The sequence below is a fragment of the Altererythrobacter sp. C41 genome (assembly GCF_016803135.1).
In the GTDB taxonomy this organism is placed as follows: Bacteria; Pseudomonadota; Alphaproteobacteria; order Sphingomonadales; family Sphingomonadaceae; genus Pelagerythrobacter.
In genome coordinates, this window is the sequence record NZ_JAEVFE010000005.1 from 1 (window position 1) to 13,256 (window position 13,256).

The window sequence follows — 13,256 nt, forward strand, 5'->3', positions numbered from 1 at the left end:
AAAAGCAATGGCCTGCTCCGCTACGCCCTACGGGCTCCGCTGCGCAGCCCATTGCTTCAACCGCGCTCATGCGCAAAACAACCGCCCGGCTCTAATCCCAGCTGGAGGAAAGCTGGGGGTCACGTCAGCGGCGATCCATCTCGTACGCTGAGTATGACGAAAGGGGTCTTCTTGGCCGCCTTCGCCATGTTGGGATTTCGCCTGAGTTCTCGAACCCAAAGCTCGTACGTTGACGCCATCGTCCTGCTGATTGGCAACAATCTCGATCTCGTCTTCACGCTCGGCAATTCGACGCGTGGATCCAACGGATCATTGGGAGTAAAAGTCACATGGAATGTGGACCGAGGTCCAATCGTAACGTGACTTCCTTTAAGCGTCAGTACCTCCGCCTTTCTAATCCCTAATTCGTAGTAGGCGAGAATGATCAGGAAGTTTCGTAGCTGTGTTCGCTTCTAAAATGGATTGAGAGGCGATCCCGGACGAACTATTTCGAATAACCGCTTGCACTGCTCTTCAGTTAGGCTCCCCCGGGGCTTAGATACACTTCTGCCTCTCAATGAATTCAGTTGCTCGACAGTCGCGGCAAGCCTCATGTTGATGTGCTCGGCCCTTGGGTCGTCTAGAGCCGTGGCCGACACAATTTTCCCAATCCGCCAATTGATGTAGTGAATCAGGCTGTCGATCCTGGACGCTTGCGTCGCCCCAACGACCGACAGCGGGAGTTCGCCCTCTTTCCCGCGTCGGCCGCTCAGCCACAGAGCGTCAGCGAGACTGGTAGTCTCATTGCTGTCGAGGAGACGGCCTGTTCCGAACCTTTCATCAAGATCAATGCGCTGCTGGTCCGCCCAAGCGTGAAGCATCGCGATCGCATCAATTGACTTTTTTGTGGTGCCAATGGGCTTCGCGCGATGGTGAGCGAGACTATAGTCGCACGCCATGCCATTGGGCAGTCCGGTCGACAGGCTTATGAGCAGGGGCAACCGCTCCCCGCCCTTGAGGATTATTGTCTCAACACGAAAGTTTCTAGGTATCACTCTTCGCTCCACTCGGTCTTGAGTGGTTTTAGGAAGAGAGGATCATTTGTGCCAAATGAGCCAAGGCCGACCCGATTGGGACGGCCTCAGATGGCTGACGGTTACGCTTCCAGATACCCGGTTTCAGCTGGGCAGCAACCAAACGAATAGTTACAGCCGTGTAGCTGCATCAGCCAGGCTCAAAGCGAGGAGTTCTGCTCCTTGAAGCAACACAGCAGCAGTTACACCGCGTTACCCCAGGTTAGAACGGAATGTCGTCGTCCAGATCGTCGAAGTTCGAGCCGCCGCGCGAGCCGCCGCCCGAACCCTGGCCTCCGCCACCCTGATTCCAGCCGCCGTCGTTGTTGCCGCCCGAAGAGCCGCCGCCGCGGTCCCAGCCGCCACCGCCGCCGCTGCGCTGGCCGCCACCGCCGCCCGCGCCCGGCGCGCCGTCGAGCATGGTCAGCGTGCCGTTGAAGCCGCGCAGCACGATCTCGGTCGAATAGCGGTCCTGCCCGTTCTGGTCCTGCCACTTGCGCGTCTGGAGCTGGCCCTCGATGTAGACCTTGCTCCCCTTGCGCAGGTAGTTCTTGGCGACGTTGATCAGCCCTTCGGAGAAGATCGCCACGCTGTGCCACTCGGTCCGCTCCTGCCGCTCGCCGGTGTTGCGGTCCTTCCACTGCTCGCTGGTCGCGATGCGCAGGTTGCACACCGCGCCGCCGTTCTGGAACTCGCGCACTTCGGGATCGGCGCCGAGATTGCCGATGAGCATGACTTTGTTGAGGCTGCCGGCCATGGATTCGCTTTCCTCTTTCGGGTGTGGCGAACGGCTTAACCAATGGGTCGAGGGGGCGCTACCCCGGGACGGGGCCAATCCTGAGGATATTTTCGCCCGCGGCCACTACAGCCCCAGGGCGACCGCGATCCAGTAGGTCAGCCCCGCGAAGACATAGGCGAGCGCGAACAGGTAGCCGACCATGAACGCCGGCCATTTCCACCCGTTTGTCTCACGCCGCGCCACCGCGATGGTCGAGAGGCACTGCGGCGCGAACACGAACCAGGCGAGGAACGCGAGCGCCGTCGGCAGGCTCCAGCGCGCGGCAACCTCGTGCTCGAGCGCAAGCGCGGTCTGCTCTTCGTCCTCCGAGGCGACGGCATACGTCGTCGCGAGCGAGGACACGGCGACCTCGCGCGCGGCCATAGCCGGCACCAGCGCGAGCGCCATCTCGCGGTTGAACCCGATGGGCTCGACCACCGTGTGCACGCCGTCGGCGACCATGCCGGCGAACGAGGCGTCGATCTGGCTTTCGCCCGGGTCGGCCTTGGGGAAGCTCAGCAGCACCCACAGCGCGATCGTAGCGGCGAAGATGATCGTGCCCGCACGGCGCAGGAAGATCCATGCCCGCTGCCACAAGCCGATCGCCAGATCGCGCAGGCGCGGCATCTGGTAGCGCGGCATTTCCATGATGAAGCCGCTCGCCGCCCCCTGCGTCACCGTGCGGCGCAGCAGCAGCGCGGCCGCCATCGCACCGATGATCCCGGCGACATAGAGCGCGAACAGCACCAGGCCCTGCAGCCCGATGCCCCCGCCGACCGTCGTCTGCGGAATGACCGCGGCGATGATCAGCGCATAGACCGGCAGCCGGGCGGAGCAGGTCATCAGCGGCGCGATCAGGATCGTCGTCAGCCGGTCCTTCGGATCGGCGATGCTGCGCGTCGCCATGATCCCGGGAATCGCGCAGGCGAAGCTGGAGAGCAGCGGAATGAAGCTCTTCCCCGAGAGGCCGACGCCGGCCATCATCCGGTCCATGATGAAGGCCGCGCGCGCCATGTAGCCGCTCGCTTCCATCACCAGGATGAAGGCGAACAGGATCACGATCTGCGGCAGGAAGACGACCACCGAGCCGACGCCCGCGAGGATGCCCTGGGTCACGAGGTCGCGCAGGAAACCGCCGGGGAAGGTCGCCAGGACCCAGTCGGAGATCGCCGTCACCGCGGCCTCGAGCCCGTCGGCGAACGGCGTCGCCCAGGCGAACACCGCCTGGAACATGACGAACAGGATCGCGAACAGGATCACCGGCCCGATCCACGGATGGAGCAGGACCCGGTCGACCTGCGCATGGATGCGATGTTCCACCGATTCGGAAACGGTCGCCGCCTTCGCCACCGTCCGCGCGGTCTGCCGCCGCTCGGACAGGGTCGGCGCGGATCGCGGACTGGCCGGAGACGCATGGGCCGCCGCACGCGCTTCGGCCTGCTCGATCGCCGCGGCGAGTTCGGTCAGCCCCTTGCGCCGCACCGCGACGGTCGGGATCACCGGGACGCCGAGCGCCTTCTCGAGCGCCGCGGGGTCGAGCGTCAGCCCGTCGCGCTCGGCGAGGTCGAGCATGTTGAGCGCGACCACCGTCGGCCGGCCCAGCGCGATCACTTCCTGCGCGAACACGAGGTGCTGTTCGAGATTAGCGGCGTCGAGCACCAGGACCAGCACTTCGGGCAGGGCTTCGCCGGGAAACTCGCCGTGGATGACCTTGCGGGTCACTTCCTCGTCCGGGCTCGCCGCGTCGAAGGAATAGCTGCCCGGCAGGTCGATCAGTTCGACCGGCGCGCCCGAGGGCAGGATCAGGCGGCCCGCCTTGCGCTCCACCGTGACGCCCGGATAGTTGGCGATCTTCTGCCGCGCGCCCGTGAGCGCGTTGAACAGCGCGCTCTTGCCCGAATTGGGATTGCCGACCAGGGCGGCCCTGCGCTGGCGGCTCATATCGCTTCGACCTTCATCGCCGCGGCATGGACGCGGCGCACCGCCACGGTCATGCGCCCGACGGTCACCGCAAGGGGATCGACTCCGCCGAACACGCCGCGATGCTCGACGGCGACGTGCGCGCCTTCGTCGAGGCCCATGGCGCGCAGGCGCTTGGCATCTTCGGGGGCAAGGAGGGCCCAGTCGACCGCAAGGACGGTCGCCCGTTGGCCGCGAACGAGCTGGTCGAGTGTCATGCCATGCCCGCTATGGGATGCGCACCTGATTTGCAACTGATTATCAATAGAGCCTTTGGACTAGCGCGCCGGATAGCGCAGCCGCCCGAGGAATCGCGCCACGTTGAACCCCTCGCGCCCGCTGCCGAGAAGCTGCGCCTTGGCCTTCTCGAACCGCATCACGCCGTCGATTCGCCGGTCGAGGAAGGCGCGCGTCTCCGCCTTGCCCTCGCTCTCGTCGTCGACGAACACGGTCACCGTCGCGCCGTAGATCGAAGCGAGCAGCGCGCGCTTGGTATAGTGGTTGTAATCGGTCGCCGTGTCGCCCGCGAGCCGCCACATGACGTCGGCGCTGCGCCAGCCGAGCTTGAGACTGCGCGCCGCGTTCTGCGGCATGGCCATGATCGACAGCGCGCGCCGCAGCGCCTCCTCGCGCCCGAGCATGGCATCGAGCCGCGCCTGCACCAGCCCTGCGATTCGCGCGCGGATCTTCATGCCCGCGAGCCGTTCGGGCGGCAGCGCCGCGGCCATCGCCGCATCGACCGATTCGAACCATGCGGCGATCATGTCCATTGCCCCGCCCGGATAGGCGAGCGCGGCGACGTCGGGGTCGACGCCTTCGATCTCCGCCGCCACGCGCACGGCCTCGTGGGTCCAGCCGTCGAAGATCGCCGAGTCGGCGACCGCGGGGGCGAGCGAGAGCCGCAATTCGTCGAGCGTCAGGTCGGCGGAAAGGGCCATGTCAGAGCTTCGGCCCGTAGCTCGCGCCGCTGGTCGCCTTCTTCTCGTCGGCCGCGGCGATGGCTTCGGCAATGCGGGTGTCGGAGCCGAGCAGTTCGGCATAGTCGCGCGCGGAGCGCCCCGAATTGTCGGTCCGGTCCGGATTGGCGCCCTTGTCCAGCAGGAGCCGGATCATCGCCATGTCGCGCCGGTGGATCGCCGCGATCAGGGGCGTCTCGCCGGTCGCGCTGGTCACATCGATATGGGCGCCGGCCTCGATCAGTTCCTTCGCCCCTTCGACGAGGCCCAGCCGCACCGCGATCGACAGCGGAGTGTTGCCGGCCTTGTCGCGCACGTTGGGATTGGCGCCCTTGGCGGTCAGGAAGCGGATCCACACCGGGTCGCGCCGCTCGGTCACGATGTGCAGCGCGGTCTGGCCCGTGGAGATGTCGCGGGCGTTGACCACGACCGCACCCGGCTGGCTGAGCGCTTCGGTCACCTTGGTGCCGTCGCGATCGCGCACGGCTTCCAGGAACTCGTATCCTTCCGACATCATCTGGGCGGCGGCGGGCGCGGCCGCGATCGCGGCTGCCAGTCCGATCGCCAGGGTCGCCTTGCGCAGAACGGCGCGGGCCATGTCTTCCCTACCTTTCGTCGTCGTGTCTTGTCGTCGTCGTGTCCGGGGAGCCCTTGCCGCCCCCTTGCGGAAGCCCGATTAGCAGAGCATGAAGCGCCGCGCCATGCCTCTCCCCCGAACTCTGGTCGCCCTTTCCGCCGCGCTGGCTCTGGCCGCCTGCGACAGCCAGCCCGCGCTGGACACCGCGCCGCTCTACGGCGCCGCCATCGGCGGTCCCTTCGCGCTGACCGGCGGAGACGGAAAGGTGCACCGCTGGGCCGACTACGACGGCAAGTGGCGGATCGTCTATTTCGGCTATACCTATTGCCCCGACATCTGCCCCACCGACGTGCAGCGCTTCTCGCAGGGGCTGACGCAGTTCGAGAAGGCTGAGCCGGAGCTCGGCGCGCAGGTCCAGCCGATCTTCATCACCATCGACCCGGCCCGCGACACGCCCGACGTGGTGGCCGAGTTCGTCTCCAACTTCCATCCGCGGCTCGTCGGGCTGACCGGCACGCCCGAGCAGATCGAGGCGGTCGCGAAGACTTTCGGCGTCTTCTTCTCGCGCGGTCGGGAGGGCGAAGGCGGCGCCTACGACATGAACCATTCGAACGTCGTCTATCTTTTCGCGCCCGACGGGTCGCCGGTCGCGATCCTGCCGGCAAGCGAAGGCGCGGACGCGATCGCCGCGGAACTGGCGCGATGGGTGCGCTGAGGGACAGGTTCTGGGAGCGCCCGCTCGCCGAGCTCTCGCGCGAGGAGTGGGAGGCGCTGTGCGACGGCTGCGGCCGCTGCTGCCTGCACAAGATCGAGGACGCCGACACCGGCGAGATCGAGGACACCAACGTCGCCTGCAAGCTGCTCGACACGCAGACCGCGCGCTGCCGCGACTATCGCCACCGCAAGGCCTTCGTGCCCGACTGCCTGCGCCTGACGCTCAAGATCGTCGGCACGGTAAGCTGGCTGCCCGAGACCTGCGCCTACCGCCGGCGGGCCGCGGACGAGCCTTTGCCCGAATGGCATCCGCTGCTGACCGGCGACCCTGAGAGCGTGATGCGCACCGGCGCCTCGGTCGCGGGCCGCGTGGTCAGCGAGACCGAGGCGGGGCCGCTCGAGCACCACATCGTCGACTGGAGCCAGGCGTGATCGACTGGCTGCGGCGCGACGTGCGGGCCGCACCGGAGATCGAGCTGGGCGACCGGCGCCTGCCGATCCTCGTCATGCGCCATCCGCGCGCACGCCGCATGGTCCTGCGGCTCGCGCCGGAGGGCGACGCGGTGCGCGTCACCCTGCCGCGCTGGGGCCGCACGGACGAGGCGATCGCATTCGCGCACGCCCGCCGCGACTGGCTCGCCGCGCAGCTCGACGCCCTGCCCCGCGCTGCACCGGTCGAGGCCGGCGGAACGCTCGCCTACCGCGGCGAGGAGCTGGCCATCGCTTGGTCGCCCGAGGCTTCGCGCCGCCCCGTCGTGAGCGGGGGCGCCATCGCGATCGGTGGGCCGGAGCGGCATCTCACCTCCCGCCTCCAGCGCTGGCTGGAGGGCGAGGCGCAGCGGCTGATGGAGTCCGACCTCGCCCACTTCTGCGCCGCCGCCGGCGTGCCCGTCCCGGCGCTCCGCCTGTCGCGGGCGAAGCGGCGCTGGGGAAGCTGCGCGAGCGACGGCACGGTGCGGATCAACTGGCGGCTGATCATGGCGCCCGATGCGGTGCGCCGCTCGGTGGTCGCGCACGAAGTCGCGCACCTGCTGCACTTCGACCACGGCCCCGCGTTCAAGGCGGCGCTTGCCCGCATCTACGACGGCGACCTGCCCGCCGCCGACCACTGGCTGAAGGAGCGCGGCCGCACGCTCTACGCCGCATTCGGCTGAACACTGGCGCTCGGGCGCCGGAACCCTTATCTTGTCCCCCATGCGTTTGATCAGCCGCCTCAACCCGACCGAGGGCATCGGTGACTTCTGGGCCTATATCCGGCGGCCACAGCCCTACCGCTGGCCGATCCTCGGGCTGTCGGTCCTGATGACCGGGACCCTGCTCTTCTGGGTCTTCCAGGAGAAGTACTACCTGCCGCCCGAACGGCCCCAGGTGACCTACATCACCACGTTCGCGCCCGGCCGCACGGACGAGGAGATCATGGCTTCCAACCGTGCGAATCAGGCCCGGCAGGACGCGCTCGCCGCCGAGCAGGCGGAGCGCGAGGAAATCCGCCGCGAGATCTACCGCACTCTCGGCCGCGCCTCGGGCATGGACGTCGAGAAGATCGAGCGCGAAGCCGCCGAGGCGCGCGCCCGCGAAGCCGCCGCCGAGGCAGAGAGGCGCGAGGCCCTTATCGGCGATTCCATTGCCGAACGCGCGGAGTGAATCCGCCCGGTGACGCCGCCTGGCTCGCCGCCGCCGCCCGCCTTGCCGCGCGCGGCCGGCCGCTGAGCCGCCCCAACCCCGCCGTCGGGTGCGTGATCGTCAAGGACGGCAAGGCCGTCGGCCGCGGCTGGACCCGGCCCGGCGGCCGCCCCCATGCCGAGGCGATCGCGCTCGCCGAAGCGGGCGAGGCGGCGCGCGGCGCCACGCTCTACGTCACGCTCGAACCCTGCGCGCACCGCTCCGAACGCGGCCCCGCCTGCGCCGATCTGATCGCCGAGGCCGCCCCTGCCCGTGTCGTCATCGGCGTCCGCGATCCGGACGAACGCACTCGCGGCCGCGGGATCGAGCGGCTGGCCGCAGCGGGCATCGCGGTCGAGACGCTCGACTGCCCCACGTCGCGCGCCAGCCTCGCCGGATACCTGACCCGCGCCGAACACGGCCGCCCGCACGTCACGCTCAAGCTCGCGACCTCGCTCGACGGATGCATTGCGACGACGGCGGGCGAGAGCCGCTGGATCACCGGCGAGACCGCGCGCGCGCACGTCCATTCGCGCCGCGCCATGGCCGATGCGATCCTCGTCGGCGGCGGCACCTGGCGCGCCGACGCCCCGCATCTCGACGTCCGCCTGCCCGGCCTCGAAGGGCGCAGCCCGCGCCGGGTCGTCCTCTCGCGTGAGGTCGAGGACGAAGCGGTCGAGACGATCGCCGCGCCCGAGGAGATCGCAGGGCTCGAAGCCGTCCAGTACCTCTACATCGAGGGCGGGGCGCAAGCCGCCGCCGCCTTCCTTGCCGCTGACCTCGTCGACCGGCTCGAGCTCTACCGCGCGCCGGTCCTGATCGGCGCCGGCACCCCGGCACTCGGCGACATCGGCCTCGCCTCGCTCGCCGACGCGCATGGTCGCTGGCGCCTTGCCGAGCGGCGGCAGCTTGGCAGCGACATCTGCGAGGCCTATGAGCGCGCCCGGATAGGGAGCGAACAATGTTCACCGGCATAGTCAGCGCGATCGGCACCATCGAGGAAGCGCAGCAGCGCGGCGACCTGCACTTGCGGATCGCCTGCCCCTACGATCCCGAGAAGATCGCCATCGGCGCCTCGATCGCCTGCTCGGGTGTGTGCCTGACGGTGGTGGAGCGCGGCGGCGAGCCGGGAGACGCCTGGTTCGCGGTCGACGTTTCGGCCGAGACGGTCTCGCGCACCGTGCCCGGCATGTGGCGCGCCGGCCGCCGGCTCAACCTCGAGACCGCGCTCAAACTGGGCGACGAACTCGGCGGCCATATCGTCACCGGCCACGTGGACACCGTGGGCGAAGTCCGCCTGGTCCGCGCCGAGGGCGGCTCGACCACCGTCGCGATCCGCACCAGCGCCACCTTCGCGCCCTTCGTCGCGCCCAAGGGCTCGATCACGGTCGACGGCGTCTCGCTCACCGTCAACGACGTGCGCGATCAGGAGGACGGCGCGTGCGACTTCCTCCTCAATCTGATCCCGCACACGGCGGAGGTGACGACGCTCGGCGACCTCACCGAAGGCGACCGCGTGAACCTCGAGATCGACGTCCTCGCGCGCTATCTCAAGCGGATGCAGAGCCTCCAGCGCTAGACGCTGGGGCAGGCGACCCCGCCGCCGCCCCCACTCCCCTTTTGTCATCCCCGCGAACGCGGGAATCCATGGCCGACGCTGGAACTGATTCCCGCGTTCGCGGGAATGACAAGGAGGGGGCAGGCGAGATCGCTCTTTCCCCTCTCGTCGCCCCAGCGAAAGCTGGGATCGCGTGCAGCAAAGTCCGACCTGGCGGGTAGCGATCCCAGCTTTCGCTGGGATGACGGAAGTAGGGGTGATCTCCTCCGCCGCCCCCCGTCCGCCAGCGACTCGGCGCACCCCAACGCGACCGCTCGTAACCCCACACCCGAACAACCATCCCACCCTGTTGACGTAATGGTATAACATCATCTATCGACCCCGCGCCAATCAGGAAGGGGTTCACCACACGATGATTTTTTCAGTACTCGCCCGGCGGAAGCGGCTTTGGCTTTCCGCCGCCTCGGTCGCACTCGTCTCGCCCGCCGCCGCTTGGGCGCAGGACGCCGCGGACGAGGAGAAGCCGCGCGAGCGGGCCGCCCGGGCCGACATCGTCGTCACCGGCGCCTCGCTCGAGCGCGAGGAGACGAGCGAGCCGCTGCCGGTCCAGGTCCTCGCGGGCGACGAGCTCGCGCACCGCCGCCAGGGCGGCCTCGGCGAGACGCTCGCGGGCCTTCCGGGCGTGCATCTCGACAGCTTCGGCGGCGGCGCCTCACGCCCCGTCATCCGCGGCCAGACGGTGCCGCGCATCGAGATCCTGACCGACGGCGCCAACCTCTTCGACGCCTCGTCCGTCTCACCCGACCACGCCATCGCCGCCGATCCGCTGCTGCTCGATGCGATCGAGATCCAGCGCGGCCCCGCCGCCGTCCGCTACGGCGGCAACGCGCTTAACGGCGCGATCAACCTGATCGACAGCAAAGTGCCCAAGGCCGTGCCCGAGGGCGGCTATACCGGCGCGACCGAAGTCCGTTACGGCACCGGCGACGAGGAGAAGACAGTCGTCGGCCGGGTGACCGCCGGCATCGGCTCCTTCGCCGTACACGCGGAAGGATCGCGCCACGTCAGCGAGGACTACGACGTTCCTGACGCCTTCGGCAGCGACAAGCTCAAGGACTCCTACGCCGAAGGGACGAGCTACAGCTTCGGCGCCTCATGGGTGACGGACAAGGGCTATATCGGGGCCGCCTACACCCGGCAGGACAGCGAATACGGCCTGCCCGGCCACAGCCACGCCAACGCCCCGTGCCACACCCACGACCTCGATCTGCACTGCGGCTCGCACGGCACCCCGCCGCCGCTCGTCTCGGCGCCCGACGATCATACCGCCTACATCGATCTGCGCAGCGAGCGCTTCGACATCCGCGCGGACTACGACCGCCTGCTGCCGGGGCTCGAGCATACCCGCCTGCGGCTGTCCTACACCGACTATAGGCACGAGGAGATGGACGGGACGTTCCTGTTCGCCCGCTATGGCAACAAGGTTTACGACGGGCGGCTGGAGCTGACCCATGCCCCGCTGCTCGGCTTCACCGGCACGTTCGGCGTCCAGTACACCGACGGGACCTTCAGCGGTCTCAACGTCAACGACGTCTATCGCGGCTACGACAGCATCTACGACATCAAGACCGAGAATGTCGGCCTGTTCCTGACCGAGCGGCGCGCGTTCGGTCCTGTCGATATCGAGCTGGGCGTACGGCAGGACTGGCGGACCATGCATGCGGTGAAGAAGCACTGGACGTCCTACTACATTCTTCCCCCCGGGTTCGAGCTGACGCCGGAGATCGAGGAGATGTATTCGGGCTTCTACGACGACTATTTCGCGTCGAACTATCCCGCCTCCGAACACAACCCCTTCTCGGTCTCCGCAAGCGCGACCTGGAACATCGACGCAGGCTACTCGCTCGGGCTGACGCTCGCCCGCTCGCAGCGCGCGCCGAACGTGCGCGAGCTCTACGCCCGGGGGAACAACCTCGCGACCAACAGCTACGAGGTCGGCCTGGCGCGCACGGCGACCATCTCCGACGAGCTGCCCGCGCCGGTGACCGACCTCGTCGAGACGAACAAGTCCGTCGACCTGACCTTCCGCAAGACCGACGGGCGCACCCGGTTCGAACTCGGCGCCTTCTATCAGGACGTCGACGACTACATCTTCGCCCGCCTGATCGAGGAGGAGCGCGAGACCGGCCGCCCCCATCTCCTGCTGGTCTACACGGCGGCGGACGCGCGGTTCTTCGGGATCGACGGGCAGATCAGCCATCAACTCGCGCCGGGATCGCTGGTCACCCTGTTCGGCGACTACGTCGACGCCGAGCTCAAGAGCGAGGACGACAATCTGCCGCGCATTCCGCCGGGGCGCCTCGGCGCGCGTTACGAGTGGACCTCGGGCCCGGTCTCGGCCGACCTCGAATACTACCACACCTTCAAGCAGGACCGCGCCGCCTCCTACGAGACGCCGACGGGCGGCTACGACATGCTCAACGCGACGCTAGCCTACCGGTTCGACGTCGGCGGCGGAAAGTCGGTGGAGCTCTACGCGCGCGGCACGAACCTCACCAACGAACTGGCCTACGTCCACACCTCGTTCGTGAAGGACCAGTCCCCGCTCCGCGGCCGCAGCGTCGCGATCGGCATGCGCCACAGCTTCTGACCGAACACGCCGAGCAGGTTCGTCACCGCAGCGGCGACGGGGGGCACGGGGGGAGGTGCGGAGGGAGATGCTCCCCGCCTCCCTCCGTCATCCCAGCGGCGCGTCCCGCCGGGTCTGGCCTCAGCGGCCGGGCGCCTCCGCGGCATCCTGCGCGGCTTTGACGTACGCCTCGGCCGCGGTCTGGATGCGCTGCTTCAGTTCGGGGTCGCTCTGGCTGCCCACGGCAATGGCCTGGAATTCCTGCGGTCCCATGCCCGATTCCTGCATCACCGCCATCATCTTCGCCTGCTTCTGCTGCTCGTCGGCAGCCGTATCGCGCGCGATCTGCTGAACCTTCAGGACGGCGAGAGCGAAGCGGTCGACCTGATCGTCCGAGACGTCCGCCGATTTGGGCGCGGCTTGCGCCGGCGCGGTCTGCTGCGGGGGCGCGGCGTCCTGGGCCCATGCGGTTCCGCCCATCGCAAGCGACGCGGCGGCCAGTGTCAAAACGGTCTTCATGCGATCCTCCATGATGAAGGCCGCCAAGTACGCGGGGCAGCACGGGTTTATAACCGTCAGCGAGACGGGTCGTGTGACGTGCGGGGTGGCGCGTACCTCCGATGCGGAAGCGCCCCGCCGCCGGGACCGGAACTGAACCCAATGCCCGTCATCCCAGCGCCTCCGGAACAAAACGCGCACAAACAACTTTCCTACATCGCGAAAATCTGCCTTATCCTTCCGGATGAAGCACTATCCGCCCCTTCTCCCGCGCGAGCGGAAGCCTTCGCCGCCCCGGATCCCGCTGTTCTACGCCGTCCCCGGCCGCACCCGCGCCGACGGATGGACGCCGCGGCGGCAGGCACTGTTCATCGGGCATCTCGCCGAAACCCGATCCGTCACCGAAGCCGCGCGGCGCGTGTCGATGGCGCGCGAGACCGTCTACCGGCTGCGCGGCCGGGCCGGCGCGGAAAGCTTCAACGCGGCGTGGGATGCGGCGCTCGGGATCGCCCCTGCGCAAGGTGACGGCGAAAGGTCACAGGTCGGCGTGACCCCGTCACGGAAGGTCACGAACAGCGAGCTCATGTGGCGGGTCGAGACTGGTCTGTGGCAGGTGCGCATGCACCGCGGCCGCTTCGCCGGGGTCTGGCGGAGAGCCGACAATGCTTCGCTTTTCCAGCTACTTGCCCGGCTCGACCGCGCGCGGCTCACCGGCGAGCGCACCCGGCGGGAGAGGGAGGCGGCATGAAAGGTCACGCCGCGCAAATATGCCGTCGAGTGTCAACCGAGAGGTCGACAAATTCCCATGTCGGCACCGGCCCGCGCCCCCACCCGGCTACCCGGCAAGGGCCTATCCTATGGGTGGCCGGGTGG

The 13,256-nt window shown here is 68.3% G+C and carries 15 protein-coding genes; 9 read left to right on the top strand and 6 right to left on the bottom strand.

Translation table 11 applies throughout. The annotated features are described in order from the left end of the window. Positions 1-363 (top strand): hypothetical protein (locus JNO53_RS15360; protein ID WP_238401852.1); only part of this gene is annotated, 363 nt, incomplete at its 5' end. Between the two features lie 912 nt (positions 364-1,275). On the opposite strand, the gene ssb is transcribed toward JNO53_RS15360, so the two are convergent. The 5 genes from ssb to JNO53_RS10240 form a co-directional block, all read right to left on the bottom strand. Continuing rightward, positions 1,276-1,809 carry a single-stranded DNA-binding protein gene (gene ssb / locus JNO53_RS10220; RefSeq protein ID WP_203110538.1) on the bottom strand — a complete coding sequence of 178 codons (534 nt, stop codon included), beginning with the start codon at positions 1,807-1,809 and terminating at the stop codon, positions 1,276-1,278. 105 nt (positions 1,810-1,914) lie between these two features. Then, positions 1,915-3,771 (bottom strand): ferrous iron transporter B, encoded by a 1,857-nt coding sequence (gene feoB / locus JNO53_RS10225; protein ID WP_203110540.1) that lies wholly within the window; start codon positions 3,769-3,771, stop codon positions 1,915-1,917. Then, complete coding sequence (locus tag JNO53_RS10230) at positions 3,768-4,007, bottom strand: FeoA family protein (protein ID WP_203110542.1); 240 nt, start codon at positions 4,005-4,007, stop codon at positions 3,768-3,770. The genes feoB and JNO53_RS10230 overlap by 4 nt, the downstream gene beginning before the upstream one ends. 60 nt (positions 4,008-4,067) lie before the next feature. Beyond that, positions 4,068-4,727, bottom strand: coding sequence for a COQ9 family protein (locus JNO53_RS10235; RefSeq protein WP_203110550.1), 660 nt, complete (start codon positions 4,725-4,727; stop codon positions 4,068-4,070). Position 4,728: 1 nt separating this feature from the next. Further along, positions 4,729-5,343 carry an ankyrin repeat domain-containing protein gene (locus JNO53_RS10240; protein ID WP_238401828.1) on the bottom strand — a complete coding sequence of 205 codons (615 nt, stop codon included), beginning with the start codon at positions 5,341-5,343 and terminating at the stop codon, positions 4,729-4,731. A 103-nt stretch (positions 5,344-5,446) separates the two neighbouring features. On the opposite strand from JNO53_RS10240, the gene JNO53_RS10245 reads away from it, so the two are divergent. From JNO53_RS10245 to JNO53_RS10275, 7 genes are all read left to right on the top strand, one after another. After that, the gene (locus JNO53_RS10245) at positions 5,447-6,037 is read left to right on the top strand and encodes an SCO family protein (RefSeq protein ID WP_238401829.1); all 591 of its coding nucleotides are present in this window, start codon (positions 5,447-5,449) and stop codon (positions 6,035-6,037) included. Next, on the top strand, positions 6,025-6,468 hold the full coding sequence (locus JNO53_RS10250) for a YcgN family cysteine cluster protein (protein ID WP_203110554.1): 444 nt from the start codon (positions 6,025-6,027) through the stop codon (positions 6,466-6,468). Before JNO53_RS10245 ends, JNO53_RS10250 begins: the two co-directional genes overlap by 13 nt. Continuing rightward, entirely contained in the window at positions 6,465-7,190 is a 726-nt protein-coding gene (locus JNO53_RS10255; protein ID WP_203110556.1) for a YgjP-like metallopeptidase domain-containing protein, read from the top strand. The genes JNO53_RS10250 and JNO53_RS10255 overlap by 4 nt, the downstream gene beginning before the upstream one ends. Positions 7,191-7,230: 40 nt before the next feature. Beyond that, a complete protein-coding gene (locus JNO53_RS10260) occupies positions 7,231-7,680 on the top strand; it encodes a hypothetical protein (protein ID WP_203110558.1) in 450 nt (149 codons plus the stop codon). Beyond that, a complete protein-coding gene (ribD, locus tag JNO53_RS10265) occupies positions 7,677-8,675 on the top strand; it encodes a bifunctional diaminohydroxyphosphoribosylaminopyrimidine deaminase/5-amino-6-(5-phosphoribosylamino)uracil reductase RibD (RefSeq protein ID WP_203110565.1) in 999 nt (332 codons plus the stop codon). Before JNO53_RS10260 ends, ribD begins: the two co-directional genes overlap by 4 nt. Continuing rightward, positions 8,660-9,277: a riboflavin synthase gene (locus tag JNO53_RS10270; RefSeq protein WP_203110567.1), complete on the top strand. Its 618-nt coding sequence runs from the start codon at positions 8,660-8,662 to the stop codon at positions 9,275-9,277. Before ribD ends, JNO53_RS10270 begins: the two co-directional genes overlap by 16 nt. 391 nt (positions 9,278-9,668) lie before the next feature. Then, complete coding sequence (locus JNO53_RS10275; RefSeq protein ID WP_203110569.1) at positions 9,669-11,906, top strand: TonB-dependent receptor domain-containing protein; 2,238 nt, start codon at positions 9,669-9,671, stop codon at positions 11,904-11,906. Positions 11,907-12,026: 120 nt separating this feature from the next. Here the strand turns inward: JNO53_RS10275 and JNO53_RS10280 are convergent, their stop codons facing one another. Further along, positions 12,027-12,404, bottom strand: coding sequence for a DUF4168 domain-containing protein (locus JNO53_RS10280; protein WP_203110571.1), 378 nt, complete (start codon positions 12,402-12,404; stop codon positions 12,027-12,029). Positions 12,405-12,627: 223 nt separating this feature from the next. On the opposite strand from JNO53_RS10280, the gene JNO53_RS10285 reads away from it, so the two are divergent. Beyond that, positions 12,628-13,131 (top strand): hypothetical protein, encoded by a 504-nt coding sequence (locus JNO53_RS10285; RefSeq protein ID WP_203110573.1) that lies wholly within the window; start codon positions 12,628-12,630, stop codon positions 13,129-13,131. Positions 13,132-13,256 lie beyond the last annotated feature (125 nt).

Coding starts and splice junctions, on each gene's coding strand:
- ssb (WP_203110538.1), bottom strand. CDS start 1,809: ATGGCCGGCAGCCTCAACAAAGTCATGCTCATCGGCAATCTCGGCGCC.
- JNO53_RS10285 (WP_203110573.1), top strand. CDS start 12,628: ATGAAGCACTATCCGCCCCTTCTCCCGCGCGAGCGGAAGCCTTCGCCG.
- JNO53_RS10270 (WP_203110567.1), top strand. CDS start 8,660: ATGTTCACCGGCATAGTCAGCGCGATCGGCACCATCGAGGAAGCGCAG.
- JNO53_RS10240 (WP_238401828.1), bottom strand. CDS start 5,343: ATGGCCCGCGCCGTTCTGCGCAAGGCGACCCTGGCGATCGGACTGGCA.
- feoB (WP_203110540.1), bottom strand. CDS start 3,771: ATGAGCCGCCAGCGCAGGGCCGCCCTGGTCGGCAATCCCAATTCGGGC.
- JNO53_RS10280 (WP_203110571.1), bottom strand. CDS start 12,404: ATGAAGACCGTTTTGACACTGGCCGCCGCGTCGCTTGCGATGGGCGGA.
- JNO53_RS10250 (WP_203110554.1), top strand. CDS start 6,025: ATGGGTGCGCTGAGGGACAGGTTCTGGGAGCGCCCGCTCGCCGAGCTC.
- JNO53_RS10245 (WP_238401829.1), top strand. CDS start 5,447: ATGCCTCTCCCCCGAACTCTGGTCGCCCTTTCCGCCGCGCTGGCTCTG.
- JNO53_RS10235 (WP_203110550.1), bottom strand. CDS start 4,727: ATGGCCCTTTCCGCCGACCTGACGCTCGACGAATTGCGGCTCTCGCTC.
- JNO53_RS10230 (WP_203110542.1), bottom strand. CDS start 4,007: ATGACACTCGACCAGCTCGTTCGCGGCCAACGGGCGACCGTCCTTGCG.
- JNO53_RS10260 (WP_203110558.1), top strand. CDS start 7,231: ATGCGTTTGATCAGCCGCCTCAACCCGACCGAGGGCATCGGTGACTTC.
- JNO53_RS10275 (WP_203110569.1), top strand. CDS start 9,669: ATGATTTTTTCAGTACTCGCCCGGCGGAAGCGGCTTTGGCTTTCCGCC.